At 40.7% G+C, this 23,972-nt stretch carries 25 protein-coding genes and 5 tRNA genes; 8 read left to right on the top strand and 22 right to left on the bottom strand.

Annotated elements, in window-relative coordinates; all coding sequences use genetic code 11:
* Positions 1 to 17: 17 nt before the first annotated feature.
* The 8 genes from A6E03_RS02410 to mutY form a co-directional block, all read right to left on the bottom strand.
* Positions 18 to 93, bottom strand: a tRNA-Thr gene (locus A6E03_RS02410).
* A 44-nt stretch (positions 94 to 137) separates the two neighbouring features.
* Positions 138 to 213: transfer RNA gene (locus tag A6E03_RS02405), tRNA-Asn, on the bottom strand.
* Positions 214 to 219: 6 nt separating this feature from the next.
* Positions 220 to 295, bottom strand: a tRNA-Phe gene (locus A6E03_RS02400).
* Positions 296 to 302: 7 nt separating this feature from the next.
* Positions 303 to 378, bottom strand: a tRNA-Thr gene (locus A6E03_RS02395).
* A 76-nt stretch (positions 379 to 454) separates the two neighbouring features.
* Positions 455 to 530: transfer RNA gene (locus A6E03_RS02390), tRNA-Phe, on the bottom strand.
* Between the two features lie 109 nt (positions 531 to 639).
* Positions 640 to 1,776, bottom strand: a complete 1,137-nt coding sequence (gene mltC, locus A6E03_RS02385) for a membrane-bound lytic murein transglycosylase MltC (RefSeq protein ID WP_065594061.1) — start codon at positions 1,774 to 1,776, stop codon at positions 640 to 642.
* Between the two features lie 106 nt (positions 1,777 to 1,882).
* Positions 1,883 to 2,155 (bottom strand): oxidative damage protection protein, encoded by a 273-nt coding sequence (locus tag A6E03_RS02380; RefSeq protein WP_065594060.1) that lies wholly within the window; start codon positions 2,153 to 2,155, stop codon positions 1,883 to 1,885.
* 2 nt (positions 2,156 to 2,157) lie between these two features.
* Positions 2,158 to 3,210, bottom strand: a complete 1,053-nt coding sequence (gene mutY, locus A6E03_RS02375) for an A/G-specific adenine glycosylase (protein ID WP_065600104.1) — start codon at positions 3,208 to 3,210, stop codon at positions 2,158 to 2,160.
* Between the two features lie 215 nt (positions 3,211 to 3,425).
* Between mutY and trmB the strand changes: the two genes are divergently transcribed.
* Positions 3,426 to 4,142 carry a tRNA (guanosine(46)-N7)-methyltransferase TrmB gene (trmB, locus tag A6E03_RS02370; protein ID WP_065594058.1) on the top strand — a complete coding sequence of 239 codons (717 nt, stop codon included), beginning with the start codon at positions 3,426 to 3,428 and terminating at the stop codon, positions 4,140 to 4,142.
* A gap of 118 nt (positions 4,143 to 4,260) precedes the next feature.
* Positions 4,261 to 5,181: a glutaminase B gene (glsB, locus tag A6E03_RS02365; RefSeq protein WP_065594057.1), complete on the top strand. Its 921-nt coding sequence runs from the start codon at positions 4,261 to 4,263 to the stop codon at positions 5,179 to 5,181.
* Positions 5,182 to 5,259: 78 nt separating this feature from the next.
* On the opposite strand, the gene hemW is transcribed toward glsB, so the two are convergent.
* The 7 genes from hemW to A6E03_RS02330 form a co-directional block, all read right to left on the bottom strand.
* A complete protein-coding gene (hemW, locus tag A6E03_RS02360; protein WP_065600103.1) occupies positions 5,260 to 6,420 on the bottom strand; it encodes a radical SAM family heme chaperone HemW in 1,161 nt (386 codons plus the stop codon).
* 3 nt (positions 6,421 to 6,423) lie between these two features.
* Entirely contained in the window at positions 6,424 to 7,020 is a 597-nt protein-coding gene (locus A6E03_RS02355; protein WP_065594055.1) for an XTP/dITP diphosphatase, read from the bottom strand.
* A gap of 10 nt (positions 7,021 to 7,030) precedes the next feature.
* The gene (locus A6E03_RS02350; RefSeq protein ID WP_065600102.1) at positions 7,031 to 7,462 is read right to left on the bottom strand and encodes a DUF4426 domain-containing protein; all 432 of its coding nucleotides are present in this window, start codon (positions 7,460 to 7,462) and stop codon (positions 7,031 to 7,033) included.
* Positions 7,463 to 7,523: 61 nt separating this feature from the next.
* Complete coding sequence (gene yggU / locus A6E03_RS02345) at positions 7,524 to 7,817, bottom strand: DUF167 family protein YggU (protein ID WP_065600101.1); 294 nt, start codon at positions 7,815 to 7,817, stop codon at positions 7,524 to 7,526.
* A gap of 7 nt (positions 7,818 to 7,824) precedes the next feature.
* Positions 7,825 to 8,379: a YggT family protein gene (locus A6E03_RS02340; RefSeq protein WP_065594053.1), complete on the bottom strand. Its 555-nt coding sequence runs from the start codon at positions 8,377 to 8,379 to the stop codon at positions 7,825 to 7,827.
* Between the two features lie 62 nt (positions 8,380 to 8,441).
* Complete coding sequence (gene proC / locus A6E03_RS02335; protein WP_065600100.1) at positions 8,442 to 9,260, bottom strand: pyrroline-5-carboxylate reductase; 819 nt, start codon at positions 9,258 to 9,260, stop codon at positions 8,442 to 8,444.
* 92 nt (positions 9,261 to 9,352) lie between these two features.
* Entirely contained in the window at positions 9,353 to 10,048 is a 696-nt protein-coding gene (locus A6E03_RS02330) for a YggS family pyridoxal phosphate-dependent enzyme (protein ID WP_065594051.1), read from the bottom strand.
* Between the two features lie 23 nt (positions 10,049 to 10,071).
* Here A6E03_RS02330 and A6E03_RS02325 point away from each other — a divergent pair, with 23 nt between their 5' ends.
* Together A6E03_RS02325 and A6E03_RS02320 are read left to right on the top strand one after the other, a co-directional pair.
* On the top strand, positions 10,072 to 11,109 hold the full coding sequence (locus A6E03_RS02325; RefSeq protein ID WP_065594050.1) for a type IV pilus twitching motility protein PilT: 1,038 nt from the start codon (positions 10,072 to 10,074) through the stop codon (positions 11,107 to 11,109).
* A 2-nt stretch (positions 11,110 to 11,111) separates the two neighbouring features.
* Positions 11,112 to 12,218, top strand: coding sequence for a PilT/PilU family type 4a pilus ATPase (locus A6E03_RS02320; RefSeq protein WP_065600099.1), 1,107 nt, complete (start codon positions 11,112 to 11,114; stop codon positions 12,216 to 12,218).
* 128 nt (positions 12,219 to 12,346) lie between these two features.
* On the opposite strand, the gene ruvX is transcribed toward A6E03_RS02320, so the two are convergent.
* The 7 genes from ruvX to metK form a co-directional block, all read right to left on the bottom strand.
* Positions 12,347 to 12,772 (bottom strand): Holliday junction resolvase RuvX, encoded by a 426-nt coding sequence (gene ruvX / locus A6E03_RS02315; protein WP_060992489.1) that lies wholly within the window; start codon positions 12,770 to 12,772, stop codon positions 12,347 to 12,349.
* Positions 12,769 to 13,332, bottom strand: a complete 564-nt coding sequence (locus A6E03_RS02310) for a YqgE/AlgH family protein (RefSeq protein WP_065594048.1) — start codon at positions 13,330 to 13,332, stop codon at positions 12,769 to 12,771. Before A6E03_RS02310 ends, ruvX begins: the two co-directional genes overlap by 4 nt.
* 68 nt (positions 13,333 to 13,400) lie before the next feature.
* Positions 13,401 to 14,348 (bottom strand): glutathione synthase, encoded by a 948-nt coding sequence (gene gshB / locus A6E03_RS02305; RefSeq protein ID WP_065594047.1) that lies wholly within the window; start codon positions 14,346 to 14,348, stop codon positions 13,401 to 13,403.
* Between the two features lie 13 nt (positions 14,349 to 14,361).
* The gene (gene rsmE, locus A6E03_RS02300; protein WP_065594046.1) at positions 14,362 to 15,093 is read right to left on the bottom strand and encodes a 16S rRNA (uracil(1498)-N(3))-methyltransferase; all 732 of its coding nucleotides are present in this window, start codon (positions 15,091 to 15,093) and stop codon (positions 14,362 to 14,364) included.
* 82 nt (positions 15,094 to 15,175) lie between these two features.
* Positions 15,176 to 15,880: an endonuclease gene (locus A6E03_RS02295; protein WP_065594045.1), complete on the bottom strand. Its 705-nt coding sequence runs from the start codon at positions 15,878 to 15,880 to the stop codon at positions 15,176 to 15,178.
* Between the two features lie 113 nt (positions 15,881 to 15,993).
* Positions 15,994 to 16,488 (bottom strand): SprT family zinc-dependent metalloprotease, encoded by a 495-nt coding sequence (locus A6E03_RS02290; RefSeq protein ID WP_065594044.1) that lies wholly within the window; start codon positions 16,486 to 16,488, stop codon positions 15,994 to 15,996.
* Positions 16,489 to 16,602: 114 nt separating this feature from the next.
* Entirely contained in the window at positions 16,603 to 17,757 is a 1,155-nt protein-coding gene (gene metK, locus A6E03_RS02285; RefSeq protein WP_065594043.1) for a methionine adenosyltransferase, read from the bottom strand.
* Positions 17,758 to 18,143: 386 nt separating this feature from the next.
* Here metK and tkt point away from each other — a divergent pair, with 386 nt between their 5' ends.
* The 4 genes from tkt (at position 18,144) to fbaA (ending at position 23,862) form a co-directional block, all read left to right on the top strand.
* Positions 18,144 to 20,141: a transketolase gene (gene tkt, locus A6E03_RS02280; protein ID WP_065600098.1), complete on the top strand. Its 1,998-nt coding sequence runs from the start codon at positions 18,144 to 18,146 to the stop codon at positions 20,139 to 20,141.
* A 139-nt stretch (positions 20,142 to 20,280) separates the two neighbouring features.
* Positions 20,281 to 21,300 carry an erythrose-4-phosphate dehydrogenase gene (gene epd / locus A6E03_RS02275; protein WP_065594041.1) on the top strand — a complete coding sequence of 340 codons (1,020 nt, stop codon included), beginning with the start codon at positions 20,281 to 20,283 and terminating at the stop codon, positions 21,298 to 21,300.
* 166 nt (positions 21,301 to 21,466) lie between these two features.
* Positions 21,467 to 22,630, top strand: a complete 1,164-nt coding sequence (locus A6E03_RS02270; protein WP_065594040.1) for a phosphoglycerate kinase — start codon at positions 21,467 to 21,469, stop codon at positions 22,628 to 22,630.
* Between the two features lie 155 nt (positions 22,631 to 22,785).
* Entirely contained in the window at positions 22,786 to 23,862 is a 1,077-nt protein-coding gene (gene fbaA, locus A6E03_RS02265) for a class II fructose-bisphosphate aldolase (RefSeq protein WP_065594039.1), read from the top strand.
* Positions 23,863 to 23,972: the final 110 nt, after the last annotated feature.

Raw genomic sequence — 23,972 nt, 5'->3', positions numbered from 1 at the left:
TTCTTACAAGGAAGAAATGGTGCCGACTACCGGAGTCGAACTGGTGACCTACTGATTACAAGTCAGTTGCTCTACCTACTGAGCTAAGTCGGCACTAATTTTTTATTAATCTTTAAAAAGATAAAGACTAAATTGTATGGCTCCCTTTGCTGGACTTGAACCAGCGACATACGGATTAACAGTCCGGCGTTCTACCAACTGAACTAAAAGGGAATTGTATGGTGCCTCGAGGCGGAATCGAACCACCGACACGAGGATTTTCAATCCTCTGCTCTACCGACTGAGCTATCGAGGCAAAAGAATGGTGCCGACTACCGGAGTCGAACTGGTGACCTACTGATTACAAGTCAGTTGCTCTACCTACTGAGCTAAGTCGGCACACTAAATTCTTTTGACTATTCGTGATCTAGCATTTAATTAATAAATCTAGAACTACACCAACAATCTTATTGTATGGTGCCCGGAGGCGGAATCGAACCACCGACACGAGGATTTTCAATCCTCTGCTCTACCGACTGAGCTATCCGGGCAACGAGCGCTATTAAACGGATTTTTGCCCCTATCGTCAACTTTTTTTTTCAAAATACGCTATTTTTTTGGTTGTTTGATTGATATTCCATCGAATCGCTCGTTTTGTCGCTAAATCTTCCCAGAATTAAACTCTTTTTTAAAGGCGGTAACCTTTTCTAAATAGCGTCGAGCTTCTGCATTTTTATGTTTTTTAGTCAGAGCCCAATACACTTGACTAGAATTCAAGCTATTAATGTCACTGATTGCTCGACTTCTACTACTACTAAAGGTAGTAAATACACCACCGGCACCACCGTTATAGGCTGAAATCATGCTGTATTGTTTTGATATAGGATCACGAATGTCTTTTAAGTAACGATTTTTTAAAATATAAAAATAGGCGGTTCCAGTATCAATATTATTGTGTGGGTTGAAAAGATACTCAGGAGAGGGGTCTCCTGATTTCTTTTTTACTAATTTAAATACATCACGCCCTGCAGTTTTAGGGACGACTTGCATTAACCCATAAGCATTAGCCCAGCTTACAGCGTAAGGATTAAAGCTACTTTCAGTTCTGATGATGGAATAAATTAAATCTTCGGGGATGTCATAGCGTTGTGAGGCGGCCTGAACAATATCAGCATATTGATATTCACGCAGCTGAGTGTGGTTTTTTACCATCGGAATATCAACATACAATGCTTTTTTATAATCGATATTTTTTGTTTTTAAATGATGTTCAATTAAATAGTCCGCATAACGACTTGCACGCCATGACCATTCAATGGGTTTTTTATCTTGATCAAGTACTTGTTGGTATAAAAATGGTTTACCACCCAAAGTGACATCGGCATCAGAATAAAGGTCAACGCCAGCGGGATCATCTGGTGTTAATAATGTGGTTATTATCGCTTGGCGTAAATGGGCTTTAGGTTCGGTACCTGCGACAGTTTCAACGGTTACCTGACCTGTAGCGAAATCAACTTGAGAACGACTTAAATAACCATCCGTATATTTTACATACGAACGTTTACCTGCAATAACAAGGTTTTCTTTTCCCCAACGCTTTTCAATATTTCCACTAAAGCTGCTAATTAAGGAATCAAGAGCTTTTAGATCTTTAGTGAATTGCCCAGAAAGTGGGGCTAAATTTTTGGCAAAGCGATTGGTCGTGTCGTAGTTGACACCAAACGTTGATTCTATGGATTCTCGACTGCAACTGGTAAGGAAAAAACAAGCAGAGATAATCAGGATAATTTTTTTCATAAAGACAATATAGATAAAAACTCGATAATTACATTAACGGCAGAATTCGCTAGAACTAAAAGATAAAAATAAAGCAGCCATTAGACTGCTTTCATATAAATATTAATTATTCACTTGGCGGAGTGTAACCATCAATGATGACTTCTTTACCATCAAATAAGAATCCTTCCATTTCTGTTTCCAGTAATTTACGGTGCTCTGGGTCCATCATGTTCAGTTTCTTTTCATTGATAAGCATTGTTTGCTTGTGTTGCCATTGGCTCCACGCTTCTTTAGATATGTTATCAAAAATGCGTTTACCTAGTTCCCCAGGATAAAGTTGAAAATCTAGGCCATCGGCTTCTTTATTTAAAAGAACGCAAAATACAGTGCGACTCATGGTTATTCTCCATTAGAAATTTCATACGGAAGGGCGTCTAACAGTTTTTGAACTGGAGCCGCTAATCCTACCGTCATTGGTTGAGATAAGTTATACCAAACTCCACGCGTTCCTTCCATCACCATATCAGGTTTCTTGTTCAGAGTGATAAGTACAGGAGTGATATCTAAGTGGTAATGGCTAAAAGTATGGCGAAAAGCAATTAATTGTTGGCTTAATTTAACGTCCATACCATAGTGATCTGATAAATCATTTAAGGTATTTTTTGGCTGTTCAGGAAAGCAATATAAACCTCCCCAAATTCCCGTTTGTGGTCGTTGCTCTAGTAATACTTCACCATCGTGATAGTAGATAGCAAACCATGCTTCTTTGGTCGGTTTTTCTTTTTTAGGTTTTTTAGTTGGGAAGTCTAATTGGCGATCTTGCGCTTTGGCTTGGCAAAGATCATTCACAGGACAAAGCTCACATTTAGGTTTAGAGCGAGTGCATACTATCGCCCCCATATCCATCATGGCTTGATTGTAGCGTTCAACGCCTAACTCTGGTGTATGTTCTTCTGCTATTTCCCACATGGTATTTTCGACAGATTTCTTCCCTGACCATCCTTCAATAGCAAAGCAACGAGAAAGCGTACGTTTTACATTACCATCTAAAATAGGATGTCGTTGTTTTAATGATAATGACAACACCGCCCCTGCCGTAGAGCGTCCTATTCCGGGAAGTGCGATGACCTCATCAATGGTTTCTGGGAATTTACCGTTATATTGCTCAGTGATGATTTGCGCTGTTTTATGTAAATTACGAGCGCGAGCGTAATAACCAAGTCCAGTCCATAAATGTAATACTTCATCTTGTTCGGCATTAGCCAACTCAATCACAGTCGGAAAGCGAGCCATGAAGCGTTCGAAGTAGGGAATAACGGTAGTTACTTGAGTTTGTTGAAGCATGATTTCGGATAACCATACTTTATAAGGTGTTTTTTCTAATTGCCAAGGTAACGTCTTACGGCCGTAATTATCGTACCATTTTAAAATGGCGTGAGAGAAAGAAGTCATGACATGCTCAATTGCTTTTTATAATGGTATGGATTGCACCACACTGTAATGAATTTGTACACCCGATAGAAAATAGGGGTATTGGTCGTATAAGATAAATAGCATATTGGACGAGTTTATGACGAAAACGAAAGATAATACTTGAACACTGGGCTAAACTTTGGATAATGCCGGATCCACAATCCTTGTTCAGAGAATAACCAGGTTATCCAATCATGACTGAAGTGACTAAAAATGACTTTACCGAAGAAGGTAAAATCGTTCGTAAAATTCGCAGCTTTGTTCGCCGCGAAGGACGTTTAACGAAAGGCCAAGAAGGCGCGATTACTGAGTGCTGGCCTACCATGGGCATCGATTTTGTTGAGCAAATGCTTGATTGGAACGAGGTGTTTGGTAACAACAACCCTGTCGTTTTAGAAATCGGTTTTGGTATGGGTGCATCTTTGGTTGAGATGGCGCAAAAAGCACCAGAACTTAATTTCCTTGGTATTGAAGTTCATCGTCCAGGTGTTGGTGCATGTCTTGCTGCTGCAAAAGAAGCGGGCGTAACTAACTTACGTGTAATGTGCCACGATGCAGTTGAAGTATTTGAATCTATGATCCCAGATTCGTCTGTAAATACGTTACAACTTTTCTTTCCAGACCCGTGGCATAAAGCACGTCATCATAAGCGTCGTATCGTTAAGGCTGAATTTGCTGAAATGATCCGCCCTAAGTTAAATGCTGAGGGTGTTTTCCATATGGCAACTGACTGGGAAAACTACGCAGAACATATGATAGAAGTAATGAACGCGGCACCAGGTTACGAGAATGTCGCAACTGATGGCGATTATATTCCTCGTCCAGATGAGCGTCCATTAACTAAATTTGAAGCTCGTGGTCACCGTTTAGGCCATGGCGTATGGGATATTAAATTCCGTCGTAACGCTTAATCTACGGATTTACCATACAGTATGACAGCGCACCATAAGTGCTGCATCGCTTTTACCAATCTAAAGCCAACCTTTGTGTTGGCTTTTTTGTCCTTGCGCTCAACAGGAAGTCGACATAATGAAGCCAACAAAACAGATATTAGATGATATTTTGAATGAAGTTCGTCCTCTTATCGGACACGGAAAAGTTGCGGACTATATTCCAGCGCTTGCTTGTGTTCCAAATGATAAATTAGGCATTGCGGTATATACCAATGATGGTGAGATGATCACATCAGGAGATGCAAACGAACGTTTCTCAATTCAATCAATATCTAAAGCGTTGAGCTTAACCTTAGCGATGGAGCTATACCAACCGGAAGAATTATGGCAAAGAGTTGGAAAAGAACCGTCAGGGCAGGCGTTTAACTCTTTGATTCAGTTGGAGATGGAGCAAGGTGTACCTCGTAATCCGTTCATTAATGCGGGTGCGATTGTAGTTGCCGATATGTTGTTTAGTCGTTTTTCTGCACCAAAGCATAGATTATTAGAATTTGTCCGTAAACTCTCGGGTAATGAACATATTATCTATGATCGTGTCGTTGCTAATTCAGAAATGGATCATAGTGATCGAAATGCATCAATTGCCTATTTAATGCGATCATTTGGTAATTTCGATAATGAAGTAATGCCAGTATTAAAGAATTATTTTCATGCCTGCGCCTTAAATATGAGTTGTGTTGATTTAGCAAGAACGTTTGGTTATTTAGCCAATAAAGGTATTCAACCTGAGACGAATGAGTTCATCGTAACGCCAATGCAGAGTAAACAAATTAATGCATTAATGGCCACTTGTGGCTTATATGATGGTGCCGGAGAGTTTGCTTATCGTGTTGGTATGCCGGGTAAATCAGGCGTTGGCGGTGGTATCATTGCTATTGTTCCTGGTGAAATGACGATTGCAGTGTGGTCGCCAGAGTTGGATCAATCGGGTAACTCACTAGCAGGAACGCAAGCGTTAGAATTGCTTTCAGAGCGAATTGGACGTTCGATATTTTAAGATAGAAAGAGCAGTAAATTACGTGTTTACTGCTCTTATAGTTTTTAGCGCGAAGCGATATAGTCTCTAGTTAAGAGATTAACCCTCATCACTCACAAACGCTTCTAACAAATCATTCAAAAACAATTTCCCATGCTCAGTGATCTGCCAATGTGTTTCGGTTTCATTTAGATATTTTTTCTCTTTTGCCCAATCAATCGTCTCTTGAATCGACTCAAACCCTAATCCAGTTTTATCAATGAAATCTTGCTTAGGACACGCTTCTAACAAGCGGAAACGGTTCATAAAAAACTCAAAAGGTCTGTCGTGATCCGCAACCTCTTGTTCGTCAATTAAGTAAGGTTTCATTAAATCTAGAAAGCCGCGAGGATGCTTAATCTTAGTGGTACGAACAATGCGACCATCAGCAAAACTCAGTTTGCCATGGGCTCCACAACCAATGCCTAAATAATCCCCAAAGCGCCAATAATTCAAATTATGGCGACATTGATAACCGACTTTACTGTAGCCTGAAATCTCATATTGAACGTAACCGGCGTCAGCAAGGATTTGGTGGCCTTGTTCAAAGATATCCCATAGATCATCGTCATCTGGCAAGGTTGGTGGCTTATAGTAAAACACCGTATTTGGCTCAATCGTCAGCTGATACCACGATAAATGTGGAGGGCTAAGCTCTATCGCTTGTTTTAAATCAGATAACGCATCATCAATACTTTGGTTCGGTAGGCCATGCATTAAATCAAGATTAAAACTGTTTAATCCGGCTTCATGAGCAAGGCGAGCAGCGCGAATCGCTTCATCTTTACCGTGAATACGTCCCAGTTTTTCCAATTTTTCTTGCTGGAAGCTTTGTACGCCAATAGAGATACGGTTAACACCCGCTTCACGGTATTCAATGAATCGACCTGCCTCTACGGTTCCAGGGTTAGCCTCCATCGTGATTTCAATGTCATCAGCAAAGGGTAAGCGTTTTTCAACTTCGATCAGTAAGCGTTTAATTTCTGGAGCGGTAATTAAGCTTGGCGTACCACCACCGATAAAAATAGAGTGCAGCTTACGTGATTCATTTTGCATATCATAACGAGCAAGATCTGTATCAAGATCGTCAATTAACGCTGAAATGTATTGTGCTTCAGGGATTGTCGTTTTCAAAGCATGAGAGTTGAAATCGCAATATGGGCATTTTTGAATACACCATGGAATATGAATGTATAAGCTCAGTGGTGGTGGAACTAGCATCAATTATTGGCCTTCTTTTAATGCTGAAAACAGTTTCTTAAGCGCTTGTCCACGGTGAGAAAGCTGTTTTTTACGAGCCGGCTCAAGTTCTGCAGAAGAGCAATTGTCTTCACTAACCCAGAAGATAGGATCGTAACCAAAGCCATTCTCCCCTTGTTGTTCAGTGGTAATGTGACCTTCCCATGAACCGTGGCAAATTAAAGGCGTAGGATCGTTCTCATGCTTCATTAGAACTAAAACACAATGAAAACGTGCAGTGCGTTTTTCTGTTGGAATACCGTCCATTGCCGCTAACATCTTATCGATGTTCTTTTGGTCGGTAGCACCTTCACCTGAGTAGCGTGCAGAGTAAACACCTGGTGCACCATTTAATGCATCCACTTCTAAACCTGAGTCATCTGCAATCGCAGGTAATCCTGTTTCTTTTGCTGCGTGACGCGCTTTAATAATGGCATTCTCAATGAAGGTTGTGCCTGTTTCTGCTACGTCAGAGACGTTGAACTCACTTTGTGCAACCACATCAAACCCAAAGTCAGATAAAACATCTGCCATTTCACGAACTTTACCTTGATTGCCTGTTGCTAATACGATTTTGCTCATAATGATTCTCTTACTCTTCTACGTAGAACTTTTGATTGAATTTTAATTTGCCTGCGCCTTTGGTATCAGCGGATACATCAATATCGAAACGGAAGGTTTCTTCGTTAGTGATTGGCAACTCAGCAATGTAATAAATAGCGTTTTGTTCCTTAATTTCACGGAAGGTTAACGTTTTCATTTGGCCAAGTAAATTTTTAGCGGTACCTGTTACTTTTGCCGCGATTGCTGGCTTTCCTGCTTGAGAGGTGTCTAAGACGCTAATATTAATTAATGCATTGTAACCAGAGCGCTTTAATTGATAAGCGCGCGCTACTTTTGGGGTAAGAAAGGTTGAGTTAAACGCAGAGTAATGCACCTCGACATTTTTTATTTGTACAAATTGTCCTGCAAAAGTGGGTAAGCTAAAAAGAAATAGGGACAAAAGTAAGGTTATTTTTTTCATAACGATCCTCATATAAAAAGATTTCCATATAAAAAAGCCGAGGGTTAACTCGGCACTAGTATTATTTTGATGGTAACAGCTGCTTAATTGCTTCTGGAATAATGTCTGGTGAATGAATTCGAACTTGCTTGTGACGATTCAGTTCTCCTTTTTCTACCGTAATTTTTCCTTTAGCAACTTTAAACAGTTTGGAGAAGTACTTAATTAAATGTGCGTTCGCCTTTCCATCAACAGGAGGAGCGGTAATCGCTATTTTGAGCTCTTCACCATGTATTCCTACAATTTGATCTCGACTGGCTTTAGGTTGTAAATACAGTCGTAAGATCAAATCATCGTTATCGTACTTAATCGGCATAACAGGATTACAAGCTATACCAAAGAGGACCAATTAGATCGCCCATCAAGAAATTAGCAAATTGAAGCACAATGAACAGCACTAATACGCTTAAGTCTAGTCCACCCATTTGAGGAAGGATTTTACGAATAGGAGCAAGCATTGGTTCTGTTAATTGGTGCATAACATACTCAATTGGACTGCGGCCTTGGCTCACCCAACTTAGGATGGCACGTACTAATAAGATCCAGAACAGTAAACCACCAACGGCTTTTGCTAGGGCAATTAAACCAATAAGTAAGAACTCAGGGCCAAATGTAATACCGCCTGCGACAACCATTTGAAGCGCAACAAATTTAACGACACATAGAACATAAGCAAATAATACGGTTGCTAAGTCTAGGCTGCCAATTGACGGAACAATACGACGTAAAGGAGAGACGATTGGTTGCGTTGCTTTTACGATAAATTGTGAAAATGGATTATAAAAATCAGCACGTGCGACTTGTAACCAAATTCGTAGGATCACGACCATGATGTATAAATCAAAAACGGTCGAGATTAAAAAGCTCATTGCATTCATAGTTTATTAACCTTAAAAATCATTGGTTTTGTAAATAGAGTAATTGAGTAGAGAAGGGTATCTTAAAATAACGATTCCATCTCTTCTGCACGAGAGACTGCGGCTTGCATAGCTTTAGCGACAATATCTTGCAGGTTGTGTTCATTAAACGTGCGTAGTGCTTCTGCGGTAGTACCACCTTTTGAAGTAACTTGCTCACGCAGTGTTGATAGTTCTGTTTCAGGGTTTGCAACCACCATTTCAGCAGCACCAAGAGCCGCTTGTTGTACTAATAGGCGAGCTGTATCTGCATCAAAACCTTGTTTAATTGCTTCTGTTTGCATCGCTTCCATAAATAAGAAGAAATACGCTGGAGCGCTTCCTGCTGCCGCAATAACAGAATTAATACCTGATTCTTTCTCAACCCAACAGACTTCACCTACCGCTGAAAGTAAGTTACCCGCATAGGTTTTGTCTTGTTCTGAGGTATGTTCTACCGCAAACAGACCACTCATGCCTTTACCCACTAATGCAGGTGTATTTGGCATGACTCGAACTAGATTTAATGTTGTTGCAAACATTTTGTTTAAACGCTGTGCTGAAATACCTGCCGCAATAGAAATGACCAATTTATCCGAGAAATCGACCGTTTGCAGAGGCTCTGCAGCACTGGCCATCATTTGTGGTTTTACCGCAAGAACAACGACATCTGCATGTTGAGTTGCAATAAGATTGTCAGTGCTGGTATTGATGCCATAACAGGTTTTCAAATGCTCAAGTTTCTCAGTACTTGGATTTGTTGCCGTGATCTTTTCTTTTGGATAACCACTGCTAATTAAACCCGCGATAATAGAGCGAGTCATGTTGCCCGCACCAATAAAAGCAATATTGCGATGTTCCATTCGTCTTCCTTACTTTATACCTATCATTCTATAGAGATTGGTATCATTCGAGTTGAGGTTTTTTTATTTTTACAATCTCTGGCACTAAAATCTTAGCCTCTAGTACCAAAAATAGCAGTGCCAATTCGAACCATTGTTGAGCCAGCTTCAATTGCAGCATCCATATCACCGCTCATTCCCATTGATAGGGTATCCACTTGAGGATATTGTGCGCGTAATTGATTTTGAATGGAAGCAAGTTGTGTAAATGCAGCCAGTTGTTCATCGTAATTAGAGACATTCGCAGGGATCGACATTAATCCGCGTAATGTTAGATTTGGCATGGCATTAATTGCTGCTGCAAGTTCCATTACTTCGTCGCTTGTCGTCCCAGATTTACTTTCTTCTGAACTAATATTGACCTGAATAAGAACATTTAGTTCGCCAAGTTCTTTTGGGCGCTGTTCATTTAATCGCTGTGCAATTTTTAGACGCTCAACAGAGTGAACCCAATTAAAATGTTCCGCTATTGGACGAGTTTTATTAGATTGAATAGGACCAATAAAATGCCATTCTAATGGTGTGTCAGAATGGTTTTTTTGGAAGTATTGAACCTTTTCAATGCCTTCTTGAACGTAGTTTTCACCAAAAGCACGCTGACCAGTTTCTATCGCTTGTTCGAGTAACTCGATAGGTTTGGTTTTGCTTACTGCTAACAATTGCACTGAATTTTGGCGTCGACCACATTTTTGAATGCTATTCTCTATCTGAAGAGTGATCTGGTGGATATTTTGCTTAATACTAGTCATAGAAACGATTACCGAGGAAAATTATGGACATCACAGAACTACTGGACTTTAGTGTAAAACAAAATGCATCAGATCTACACCTATCTGCAGGAGTTCCTCCTATGGTACGTGTTGATGGAGAAGTTCGTAAACTAACATTACCTGATTTTACACACGCAGAAGTTCACCGTTTAGTGAGTGACATTATGAATGATGCTCAGCGTAATGAATTTGAAGAAAAGCTAGAAGTCGATTTTTCATTTGAATTACCTAACGTTGGGCGTTTTCGTGTCAATGCATTTAACCAATCGAGAGGTTGTGCTGCGGTATTCAGAACGATCCCGGTAGAAATTCCATCGTTAGAGCGACTGGACGCTCCCGATATTTTTACGACGCTTTCAAATTACCAAAAAGGATTGGTATTAATTACCGGCCCTACAGGGTCAGGTAAATCAACAACCCTTGCAGCAATGGTTGATTACATCAATGAAAATCACAATAAGCATATATTAACGATTGAAGATCCGATTGAATTTGTTCATAAAAATAAAAAATGTTTGATTAACCAACGTGAAGTTCATCGTGATACTCACAGTTTTAACGCCGCTTTACGTTCTGCATTACGTGAAGATCCTGATGTTATTTTGGTTGGAGAATTACGAGACCAAGAAACGATTAGCCTTGCACTAACAGCGGCTGAAACTGGGCACTTAGTTTTTGGTACTTTGCATACCAGTTCGGCAGCAAAAACTATCGACCGTATTATTGATGTATTTCCTGGCAGTGATAAATCCATGGTCCGTTCTATGTTATCAGAGTCATTAAGAGCAGTAGTTGCTCAAACATTAATAAAACGCATTGGTGGTGGTCGTGTCGCATGTCATGAAGTGATGATAGCAACCCCTGCGATTCGCAATTTAATTCGTGAAGATAAAGTCGCTCAAATGTATTCAATTATTCAAACCGGATCATCTTTTGGTATGCAGACAATGGAGCAGAACGCGAAAAAAATAATTGCCCAAGGCTTAGTTGATCCTGATGAAGTTGCAAAAAAAGTTGAAATAACAAGCATGGGGTTTTAATTATGATGTTGGATGAATTACTGCATCAAATGGTTCAGCAAAAAGCATCAGATATTTATTTAACCGTGGATGCTCCCTGTTTATTACGAGTAGATGGTGAACTTAGAGCGATTGGCCATAAGCAAACTAACGACTCAGTTTCTGCTTTACTTGCAGAAATGATGGATGATGATCGTCAAACTGAATTTAACCAAACATTAGAAGCCAATTTTGCCATTGTAAAGAATGAAGGGCGATTTCGCGTAAGTGCGTTTTGGCAACGTGAACAACCAGGTGCGGTAATTCGTCGAATTGAAACAACAATACCATCGATGGAATCTTTGTATTTACCTGAGGTTATGAAGACGTTAGCGATTGCTAAACGAGGTTTAGTTCTTGTTGTTGGGGCTACGGGGTCAGGTAAATCGACAACAATGGCAGCCATGACAGGGTATCGTAATGCACATAAAACAGGTCATATATTAACGGTGGAAGACCCGATTGAGTTTGTTCATCCACACAATAAATGTATCGTTACTCAGCGTGAGGTTGGGTTAGATACAGAAAGCTATGAAACGGCTTTGAAAAACTCGTTACGACAAGCGCCAGATATGATTTTGATTGGTGAGATCCGTAGTCGAGAAACAATGGAATACGCAATGACTTTTGCGGAAACGGGTCACCTTTGTATGGCGACGCTTCATGCTAATAATGCTAACCAAGCATTAGAACGTATTCTTCATTTAGTGCCTAAAGATAATAAAGAACAGTTCTTATTCGATCTATCAGCTAACCTTAAAGGAATTATTGCTCAACAATTAATTCCTGATGTTAATGGCAATGGGCGTCATGGTGTTTTTGAGGTGTTATTAAATACCCCGAGGATTTCTGACTTAATTCGTCGAGGCGATCTCCACGAATTAAAAGCAACCATGACTAAATCACGAGAATCTGGGATGCAGACATTTGATCAATGTTTATTTGATTTGATAGTAGCAGATAAGATTTCAGTCGATGAGGGACTACACAGTGCGGATTCTGCTAATGATTTAAGATTGATGCTGAAGACGAAGCGTGGTGATTCATTTACGACATCGAAGTTTGATAATGTATCTATTTCGTTAGACTAAAAGCGACACGCTTCGCTAACTAGAAGGCTACGCTCTAGAAACGATAAGAGCAGTAATACCTAAAATTATTACTGCTCTTAATATCTGTTTTTGATCTTATAGGAGCGAAGCGTTCTAGTTTCTAGTTTCTAGCTCCATTGACTCTCAAACCAGCTTTCTAAAATAACCACCGCTGACTGACAATCAATATTGCCTTTCGATAACGCTTTATAGCCACCAAACTCAAATAAATCAGCACGAGCTTCTGCTGTTGATAAGCGTTCGTCGTGAAGCTCCACTTGATTACCAAAACGGCCATGTAGACGATTAGCAAATTTCTTTGCTTTTGGCGTGATGGTTTCTAATTCTTTACCATGAAGATCAGTTGGTAGGCCAACAACGATTAAATCGGGTTGCCATTCTTTAATTTGTTTTTCAATATCATCCCAGTTAGGGGTGCCATCTTGAGCTTTAAATGCTTTTAATGGACTTGCAGTACCTGTGATTTCTTGGCCAATGGCAGAGCCAATACTTTTGGTGCCAAAATCAAATGCCATGATGGTACGTGAACTCATGCGTGTCCAACCTCGCTGGATAAATTTGCAGGATTAATACCTAATATTTCAATCGCTTTTCGCCAACGATCGGGGATAGGGGTATCAAAAATAACTGAAGGATCTGCCTCTAGAGTTAACCACGTATTCTCAGATAGCTCTTTTTCTAGTTGACCAGCGTCCCATCCTGAATAACCAAGAGCAACCACATATTTATGAGGTTGAGATTCAGTACCTAATGTCGCTAAGATATCTTTTGATGTCGTAACGTATAATTCATTGGTGACACGTATACTTGATGTATAAATATCTTTTTCAGAGTGAAGAACAAAACCGCGGTCGTCAGAAACCGGCCCACCATTAAGCACTGGCTGAGTTAACGTATGTGGAAACACAATAGGAGATGGATTATCTAGTTTTATTTGATCTAGCATACCTTTCAATGAAATAGGAACGGTTTCATTAATACGTAGGCCCATGGTTCCTTCGGAATCATGTTCACAAATATAGATGACACTTCGTTGAAAGAAAGGGTCTTTCATATTAGGCATTGCGACTAAAAAATGGTTTTTTAAATCCACAGAGCCTCCTAAATAATTCAATTATTATTAAAGGGAGCTATGCACTCCCTTTATATTGCCTAGTTCAATTAAGCGTTAATTCGGCGCTCTATAGCGTCCATTAACTTGCCTGTAATTGAAATATCAAATGCAGCTTCGATTTCTTTGATACAAGTAGGGCTCGTAACATTGATCTCAGTTAGTTTGTCACCAATAACATCAAGGCCAACAAAAATTAAGCCTTTTTCTTTTAACGTTGGTGCAACGGCATTCGCAATTGCCCAATCAGTTTCACTCAGTGGGCGAGCCTCACCAGTACCACCTGCCGCTAAGTTACCGCGTGTTTCCCCTTTTGCAGGAATACGAGCTAAGCAATAAGGCATTGGCTCACCATCAACAACAAGAATACGCTTATCACCATTACTAATATCAGGAACAAATGTTTGCGCCATGCAGTAGTTTTGCTCGTGGTTAGTTAACGTCTCGATGATAACCGACACGTTTGGATCGCCTGCTTTCACACGGAAAATAGAGGCGCCACCCATGCCATCAAGAGGTTTAAGGATGATGTCACCATGCTCCTCACGGAACGCTTTGATCTTTTCTGATTTACGAGTAACTAGCGTTGTTGGTGTTAATTCAGGGAACCAAGCCGTAAACAGTTTTTCGTTACAATCACGTAGGCTTTGTGGTTTATTTACAATTAAAGCACCTTGAATTTCTGCGCGTTCAAGAATGTAGGTCGCGTAGATGTATTCAGTATCAAACGGAGGATCTTTGCGCATTAATACCGCGTCAAGATCAGCAAGGTCGATAGTTTGCTCTGATTTGAATTCATACCAACCGGTAGGATCTTCTTTCAGTTCAACGATTTTGGTATCAGCGACTGCTTTACCTTGGTCTAGGTGTAGGTCGGCCATTTCCATGTAATGGATTTCCCAGCCACGCTTCTGAGCTTCAAGCATCATGGCAAAGCTAGAGTCTTTCTTGATGTTAATGGATGAGATAGGATCCATTACGATACCGAGTTTGATCATTGTGTTTCTCCAGTTAACCAAGATCGCCGAAACGAACTTGTAAGGCTGTAATTGCGGTAAGCGCTGCGGTTTCTGTTCTTAGAACTCGAGGACCAAGCAACGTTTCTTCAAATTGATATTGTTCTGTCATGTTAATTTCATCAGACGATAAACCGCCTTCAGGGCCGATTAACAAGCGTACATTAGTGACAGGTTCCGGTAATGTATTGATAGAGTATTTTGCTCTTGGATGAAGATTTAGCTTTAATCCTTCATACTCTTCTGCACACCATTCTTCTAACGACATAATTGGACGAATTTCAGGAACGATATTTCGGCCAGATTGCTCACATGCTGCAATCGCAATTTTTTGCCATTGGTCGAGTTTCTTTTCAAATCGTTCTTTGTTTAATTTGACACCACAACGTTCAGAAATCAAAGGGGTAATAACATTAACACCTAATTCGACTGATTTTTGAATGGTGAATTCCATTTTATCACCACGAGAAACCACTTGGCCTAAGTGTAAATTTAATGGCGATTCGCTGCTGCGTTCAACACGCTCGCTGATCTCAACTTCGACACTCTTCTTTGACGAAGTGGTAATTAATGCTGGAAATTCAGCACCACTACCATCAAATAACAATACTGATTCGCCCTCTTTCATTCGCATAACACGGCCAACATGGTTGGCGGCATCGTCACTTAAATTAACTTTTCCTTGTGAAGGAAGCAGTTCTGGATGATGGATTCTTGGTATTCTCATGGTCTACTTTTCTTTAACTATCTTACATTTAAGGATGGAGGTTAAAATGTGCTTTTTCAACCTCTATTTAGCTGAATCTAATTTATTTAACACACGCTTTATAGACAAACTGATTATGGTTACCTTGAATTTTTGCAATACGCTTGTCTCTTTCGCATTCCCAAGCGGAAACAGGGTATTGTTTATTCCACGCTTCCATTAGTTGGCGCTGTGCTTTAGATAAATTAAAGCGATACTCTTTATTCATATACATATAGGTACGGGCAATCGCACCTCGTGATTGCGCTGGTGGCTCAGCAACGCGACCTTTAAAATCGACTTTAAAGCTACATTGACCATAATTAGCCCCTTTACTGCCATTCCATTGTGAAAAACGAAAGTTAGAACGGTCGCCATTTACTTCACCAATGGCAGGGACAAGGTTATGTAGATCCGCTTCCATTGATTTGAATTGTTTGTCGTTTTTGGTGCAATTTTTACGACCACCATTTTGCCAACATTGACGCTGGTGCCCAAACTGCCAGGCAGGTACTACGTGTTCCCATTCAATACGGCTGGCTCGTTTTTCTTGTTTACGAACTTGGTAGCCACAGCTTTCTAGATCAGGAATGCCTTTCTTTTTATTTTTCCAAGTGATGTCACACCCACAATAAAAAGAGGTTGGGTGATCAAGATAGATTTTTACAGCTTCTTTTTTTGCTTTTGAGAATGAAGAAGGAGGCGCAGCGAAAACATGGAAAGTGATACTAAAAATAAAGGTGGCAATAGCTAAGCGAATTAATCTCATAAGAGGCTCTACTGATTATTGTATTAATGCAGTAAGAGTAGCCTATTGTTAATTCGCATTATAGATAATTCAATAAACAGAATGGGAAATCTGATTACTTTTGAATTTTATGTCTACGAAGCTTGGCGCTTAGATAATTTTAGTGGTGATTGGCATGCTTTACAAAGGTATTGTGTTTCTTTGCGCTGAACTCTGTTGTGACGACGCACTGTCAGTTCATGCTGTGAGCATTTACAACGATATGGAAAGGTTTGCCCTTTAACTGATTCAATATTAAAACGGTGTGTTGTGCGTGCAGGTAAATTGAATACTTGATTCATTATCCCTTGCCATTCCTTACCATGAGGTCGTACTCGGCCATGTAATCTGAATGCGATTAGATGGGCAATTTCATGAGGGATCACTTCATTGATAAAAGTGTACTCATTTTCTTCTAGCAGGATAGGGTTAATTCGTACTTCCCAGCCTTGTAGACGGGCAGTACCGGCAATTTTCCCACGTTGAGTAAAGTTAATCGCGGGTAGAGAAAATGGACGATTAAAAAAAGTGGATGCTTGTTGAATACACTGCTGCGCTTTGGCTACGGATGCTTGTTGAAGTGGGGTCATTAAATCTCTTTATCTGAATATCAAATTAACGCTTTAACTATAAAGAGTATATGGGGTTAGAAAACAAAAAAGGAAGCCGAAGCTTCCTTTTTAAAAGAGTTCTTAAGTCTTGAATTACTTAATGCCAGCGAAATCACGAAGGATTTCTGCTTTATCTGTCGCTTCCCAAGGGAATTCTTCACGACCGAAGTGACCGTATGCTGCCGTCTTCTTGTAGATAGGCTGAAGAAGGTTAAGCATTTCTTGTAGGCCGTATGGACGTAGGTCAAAGTGCTGACGAACCGCTTCAATGATGATGTCGTGAGATACTTTTTCAGTACCAAACGTTTCAACCATGATTGATGTTGGATCAGCAACACCGATAGCGTAAGAAAGTTGGATTTCACAACGATCAGCCATGCCAGCTGCCACGATATTTTTCGCTACGTAACGTGCTGCGTATGCTGCTGAACGGTCAACTTTTGATGGATCTTTACCAGAAAATGCACCGCCACCGTGACGAGCTGCGCCGCCGTAAGTATCTACGATGATTTTACGACCAGTCAGGCCACAGTCACCCATTGGGCCACCGATAACAAAACGACCTGTTGGGTTAATAAAGAATTTAGTTTCTTTACTTAGCCATTCAGCAGGCAATACTGGTTTGATAATTTCTTCCATTACTGCTTCACGTAGATCGGCTGTTGTTACAGAATCGCTGTGTTGAGTTGAAAGTACAACCGCATCAATACCAACAATTTTACCTTGGTCGTATTGGAACGTTACTTGAGATTTTGCATCTGGACGTAAGAAGTCCAGCTTGCCGCTCTTACGTACTTCCGCTTGCTTTTTAACAAGTAGGTGAGAGTAAGTAATTGGTGCAGGCATTAAAATTGGTGTTTCGTTCGTTGCGTAACCAAACATGATACCTTGGTCACCAGCGCCTTGATCTCTTGGATCGGCTTTATCAACACCTTGGTTGATGTCTGGAGATTGCTTACCAATTGTGTTTAATACTGCACAAGAGTTAGCATCAAAGCCCATATCTGAATGAACATAACCAATTTCACGAACGGTTTCACGAGTAATTTCTTCGATATCTACCCATGCTGAAGTTGTTACTTCACCACCGACCATAACCATGCCAGTTTTTACGTACGTTTCACAAGCAACACGAGCTTTTGGATCTTGCTCTAGGATTGCATCAAGTACGGCATCTGAAATCTGGTCGGCAATTTTATCTGGATGACCTTCTGATACTGACTCAGAGGTAAATAGGTGCTTAGCCATTAAAGGAGCTCCAATTTTATAAATAATAAGTTCTAAAAATACCCACAATCTATATAAGTCTATACGTATAACAGTGTAGGTGTTTTTCCATCTAGACGGCTATAATAGAGAAAAACTGATTAATTACAACCCATTTCAACGAATGATATGAATATAAGACATAACCAATCGTTTGCGTTTAACAATCAGATTTATCTATAGAAATCTGATTTTCTTTCAAAATAGTGAAAAAAAGCACTTTATTTCCTAAGTAATCGTTTGCAGTGCAGATAAGGCTTTGCGACAATACGGCGCTGCAAATTTAAGTTAATCCATAAATATGGGTAACTAATCAAGAGTTAACTAGCTCAATAAATATATAGTCCTTCGAATTTTCAGGAGCAGGCATGTCTTCACGTAAACATTTAGCAAATGCAATCCGCGCTTTAAGCATGGACGGTGTACAACAAGCAAATTCTGGTCACCCAGGTGCACCAATGGGCATGGCAGACATCGCTGAAGTATTATGGCGTAGTCACCTAAATCACAACCCACAAAATCCAGAGTGGGCTGATCGCGACCGTTTCATTCTTTCGAATGGTCACGGTTCAATGCTGATTTATTCTCTGCTTCATCTTTCAGGTTACGACCTGTCTATCGAAGACTTAAAGAACTTCCGTCAATTGCATTCTAAAACTCCAGGTCACCCTGAGTACGGTTATGCACCGGGCATCGAAACAACAACTGGCCCATTAGGCCAAGGTATTACTAACGGTGTTGGTATGGCGATGGCTGAAAAAGCATTAGCTGCACAATTTAACCGTGAAGGTCATGATATCGTTGATCACAACACATACGTGTTCATGGGCGATGGTTGTTTAATGGAAGGTATTTCTCATGAAGCGTGTTCTTTAGCGGGTACATTAGGTCTTGGTAAGCTGGTTGCTTTCTGGGATGACAACGGTATCTCTATTGATGGTCATGTTGAAGGTTGGTTCTCTGACGATACGCCTAAACGTTTTGAAGCGTACGGTTGGCATGTAATCCCTGCTGTAGATGGTCACGATGCAGATGCAATCAATGCAGCGATTGAAGCAGCTAAAGCTGAAACGGGCCGTCCAACGCTTATTTGTACTAAGACAGTAATTGGTTTTGGTTCTCCAAATAAGCAAGGCACGCATGATTGTCACGGTGCTCCACTAGGTGCTGATGAGATTGTTGCGACTAAAGCGAAACTTGGTTGGGAATTTGGTCCTTTTGAGATCCCTACTGATGTATACGCTGAATGGAATGCAAAAGAAGCGGGCACAGCAAAAGAAGCGTCTTGGAATGCTAAATTTGATGCCTACGCTACTGCACACCCAGAATTGGCTGCTGAATATAAGCGTCGTGTAAACGGTGACTTACCTGCTGAGTGGGAAGAAAAAGCCTCTGCAATCATTGCTGATCTTCAAGCGAACCCTGCAAATATCGCATCACGTAAAGCCTCTCAAAATGCACTAGAAGCATTTGGTGCTATGCTACCTGAATTCATGGGCGGCTCTGCTGACCTTGCACCGTCTAACTTGACGATGTGGTCTGGTTCTAAGTCATTAACTGCAGATGATTTCTCTGGCAACTACATTCATTACGGTGTACGTGAATTTGCGATGACAGCAATCATGAACGGTATCGCTCTGCACGGTGGTTTCGTACCATACGGCGCAACGTTCCTAATGTTCATGGAATACGCACGTAACGCAATGCGTATGGCTGCACTGATGAAAATTCAGAACATCCAAGTGTACACTCACGATTCAATCGGTCTAGGTGAAGATGGTCCAACTCACCAACCTGTTGAGCAAATTGCGTCACTACGTTTAACTCCGAACATGAGCACATGGCGTCCATGTGACCAAGTTGAGTCTGCTGTTTCTTGGAAACTAGCGATTGAACGTCGTGATGGTCCATCAGCACTTATCTTCTCTCGTCAAAATCTTGCACAACAAGATCGTGATGCTGAGCAAGTGGCTAACATCGCAAAGGGTGGCTACATCCTGAAAGATTGTGAAGGCCAACCTGAGCTTATCCTTATAGCGACGGGTTCTGAAGTAGAACTAGCGGTTGAAGCTGCGGCTCAATTGACGGCTGAAGGTAAATCAGTACGTGTTGTTTCAATGCCATCAACAGATGCATTTGATAAGCAAGATGAAGCGTACCGTGAAGCGGTTTTACCATCATCGGTAACTAAGCGTATCGCTGTTGAAGCCGGTATTGCTGACTTCTGGTACAAGTACGTTGGTTTCGGTGGCAAGATCATCGGTATGACAACGTTTGGTGAATCAGCGCCTGCTGACGAGCTATTCAAAATGTTTGGTTTCACTACTGAAAATGTAGTAAACACAGCAAAAGAGCTTTTAGCTTAATCAAAAGTCATTCGCTTAATAAAAGTGAGTAACTGAATAAAAAGCGAAGTTATCGAAAGGTGGCTTCGCTTTTTTGATCCTTTAAGAAAAAAGCGAAAAGAGTACAATAGGCGACAAATAAATCTGAGTGAATGGAATTATGTTAAGAGTGGCGATAAATGGATTTGGTCGAATTGGTCGTAGTGTTCTTCGTGCTTTATATGAAAGCGGAAAACGTGATCAAATAGAAATTGTGGCTGTGAATGAATTATCACAACCTGAAGGGATGGCACACCTTTTTCAGTACGATTCAACTCATGGACGCTTCCAACATAAAGTGACTCATGATCAGGAATATCTTTATATCGACTTACCTGATGGCTCTCAAGATCGAATTCGTATTGTGCATCAAGCGAATATTTCCCTTTTGCCATGGCAATCATTGCAAGTGGATTTAGTCCTGGATTGTACAGGTGTTTATGGGTCTAAAGCGGATGGCGAGAGACACATTGATGCGGGCGCTAAAAAAGTGTTGTTTTCACATCCAGGAAGCGCAGACTTAGATAACACTATTATTTACGGTGTTAATCATGACACATTGCTTCCAGAGCATAGAGTTGTCTCTAATGGATCTTGCACTACCAACTGTATTATTCCTGTCATTAAAGCCATTGATGATGCGTTTGGTATTGATTCGGGTACGATTACGACAATTCACTCAGCGATGAATGATCAACCTGTTATTGATGCATACCATTCTGATTTACGACGTACACGAGCGGCAAGCCAATCTATTATTCCGGTTGATACCAAATTGCATAAAGGTATTGAACGAATTTTCCCGAAATTTTCTAACAAATTTGAAGCGATTTCCGTGAGGGTGCCGACGGTAAACGTCACTGCGATGGATTTAAGTGTAACAATTAATACAAATGTGAAAGTTAATGACATAAATCAAACCATTGTTAATGCATCTCGGTGTACATTACATAACATTGTTGACTATACTGAAGCGCCGCTTGTTTCTATCGATTTTAATCATGATCCCCACAGTGCGATTGTCGATGGCTCACAAACAAGAGTAAGTAATGGGCACTTAGTTAAAATGCTGGTTTGGTGTGATAACGAATGGGGATTCGCTAATCGAATGCTAGATACCGCATTAGTTATGAGAAAATAAAAGCGTCATTCAAGAAATTTGTGATGGAAAGAGAAAAAAGATTAATTATCACCTTGAAAAAAGTGAACTCCATCCCTATTTACTGAATAATGCAGTAAGAATTTAATCGGTTTGGCAATGATGCCGAACTTGAAAACTTTTTATTATTTAATTGAGAGGACAAAAAATGTCTGTAATCAAGATGACTGACCTGGAACTTGCAGGTAAACGCGTATTTATCCGTGCTGACCTAAACGTACCAGTTAAAGATGGTAAAGTAACTTCTGATGCTCGTATCCTAGCATCTCTACCAACGATCAAGCTTTGCTTGGAAGCTGGCGCTAAAGTAATGGTTACTTCTCACCTAGGTCGTCCAACGGAAGGCGAATACAACGAAGAGTTCTCTCTAGCTCCTGTAGTTAACTACTTAAATGACGCGCTAGATTGTGACGTTAAACTAGCTAAAGATTACCTAGATGGTCTTGAGTTAAACGCTGGTGAGTTAGTTGTTCTTGAAAACGTTCGCTTTAACAAAGGCGAGAAGAAGAACGAAGAAGAGCTTTCTAAGAAATACGCAGCATTATGTGACATCTTCGTGATGGACGCATTTGGTACTGCTCACCGTGCTCAAGCATCAACTCACGGTGTTGGCATGAACGCTCCTGTAGCGTGTGCTGGTCCTCTTCTAGCTGCTGAACTTGAAGCACTAGGTAAAGCAATGGACAATCCTGCTCGTCCACTTGTTGCAATCGTTGGTGGTTCTAAAGTATCAACTAAGCTAACGGTTCTTGAGTCTTTATCTAAAATCGCTGACCAACTTGTTGTTGGTGGTGGTATCGCGAACACATTCATCGCAGCTCAAGGTCACAACGTAGGTAAGTCTTTATACGAAGCTGACCTAGTTGAAACGGCTAAAAAACTGATGGTAGAGTGTGCAATTCCTGTTGCTACTGACGTTGCGTGTGCAAAAGCATTTGATGAAAACGCTGAAGCTGAAATCAAAAACGTTGCAGACGTTCAAGATGACGACATGATCTTTGACCTTGGTCCAGATTCTACTGCAGTACTTGCAGACATCATCAAGAATGCAAAAACAATTCTTTGGAATGGCCCTGTTGGCGTATTTGAATTCAAAAACTTTGAAGCGGGTACTGCTGGTATTTCAAAAGCAATCGCTGATTCTGAAGGTTTCTCTGTAGCAGGTGGCGGTGATACGCTAGCGGCTATCGATAAATTCGGTATCAAAGCTGACGTTTCTTACATCTCTACTGGTGGTGGTGCATTCCTTGAGTTCGTTGAAGGTAAAGTACTTCCTGCAGTAGCTATGCTTGAAGAGCGTGCTAAAGCATAATTATTTGAAAAGCGGGAATCTAAACATTCCCGTTTTTTACGTTTGTTGATGACAATTTTTATTGATACAATAAGAAAAGTTGTGAGCAAACGTTTGCAAAAATTTGAACGTAAGTTTTTTAATTTTAAAACGATAGAATAAATAGGACTATTTCCATGTCTAAGATCTTCGATTTTGTAAAACCTGGTGTTATTTCTGGCGACGACGTACAGAAAGTATTTGCAGTAGCAAAAGAAAACAAATTTGCTCTTCCTGCGGTAAACGTAGTGAATACTGATACTATCAATGCTGTTCTTGAAGCTGCTTCTAAAGCTAAAGCGCCAGTTGTTGTTCAGTTCTCTAACGGCGGTGCTGGTTTCTTCGCTGGTAAAGGCGTTCAACTTGAAGGTCAAGGTGCACAAATCCTTGGCGCTGTAGCTGGTGCAAAATACGTTCACGCAGTTGCTGAATCTTACGGTGTTCCAGTTATTCTTCATACTGACCATGCTGCTAAGAAACTTCTTCCTTGGATCGACGGACTACTAGACGCAGGTGAAGTATTCTTCGCTGAAACTGGTAAGCCTTTATTCTCTTCACACATGCTAGACCTTTCTGAAGAGTCTCTAGAAGAGAACATCGAAACTTGTGCTAAGTACCTAGAGCGCATGGCTAAAATGAACATGACAATCGAGATTGAACTTGGTTGTACTGGTGGTGAAGAAGACGGCGTTGATAACTCTGATATGGACGCATCTGAGCTTTACACTTCTCCTGAAGATGTTGCATACGCATACGAGAAACTAACGGCTATCAGCCCACGTTTCACTATCGCGGCATCTTTCGGTAACGTACACGGTGTTTACCAAGCAGGTAACGTTGTTCTTACTCCAACGATCCTACGTGATTCTCAAGCTTACTGTGCTGAGAAATTTGGTATCGCATCTGACGCACTTAACTTCGTATTCCACGGTGGTTCTGGTTCTTCTGAAGCAGAAATCCAAGAGTCTATCGGTTACGGCGTTATCAAAATGAACATCGATACTGATACTCAGTGGGCTTCATGGGATGGCGTTCGTGCATACGAAGCTGAAAACCGTGATTTCCTACAAGGTCAAATCGGTAACCCAACTGGCGAATCTGCGCCTAACAAGAAGTACTACGATCCACGCGTTTGGTTACGTGCAGGTCAAGCTTCAATGGTTGCACGTCTTGAAAAAGCATTTGCTGACCTTAACGCAATCGACGTACTATAATTTTTATTATAGACCGCTCGAATTGAGTTAATCAAAAACCCGCTGATGGCGGGTTTTTTTATGTCCCTAGTTCCTAAGTGACTTCTAATAAAAAAGCAGCCTGTAAATAC

This window comes from Aliivibrio sp. 1S128 (genome assembly GCF_001691065.1).
In the GTDB taxonomy this organism is placed as follows: Bacteria; Pseudomonadota; Gammaproteobacteria; order Enterobacterales; family Vibrionaceae; genus Aliivibrio.
This window is presented reverse-complemented; position numbering and strand designations above follow the sequence as displayed.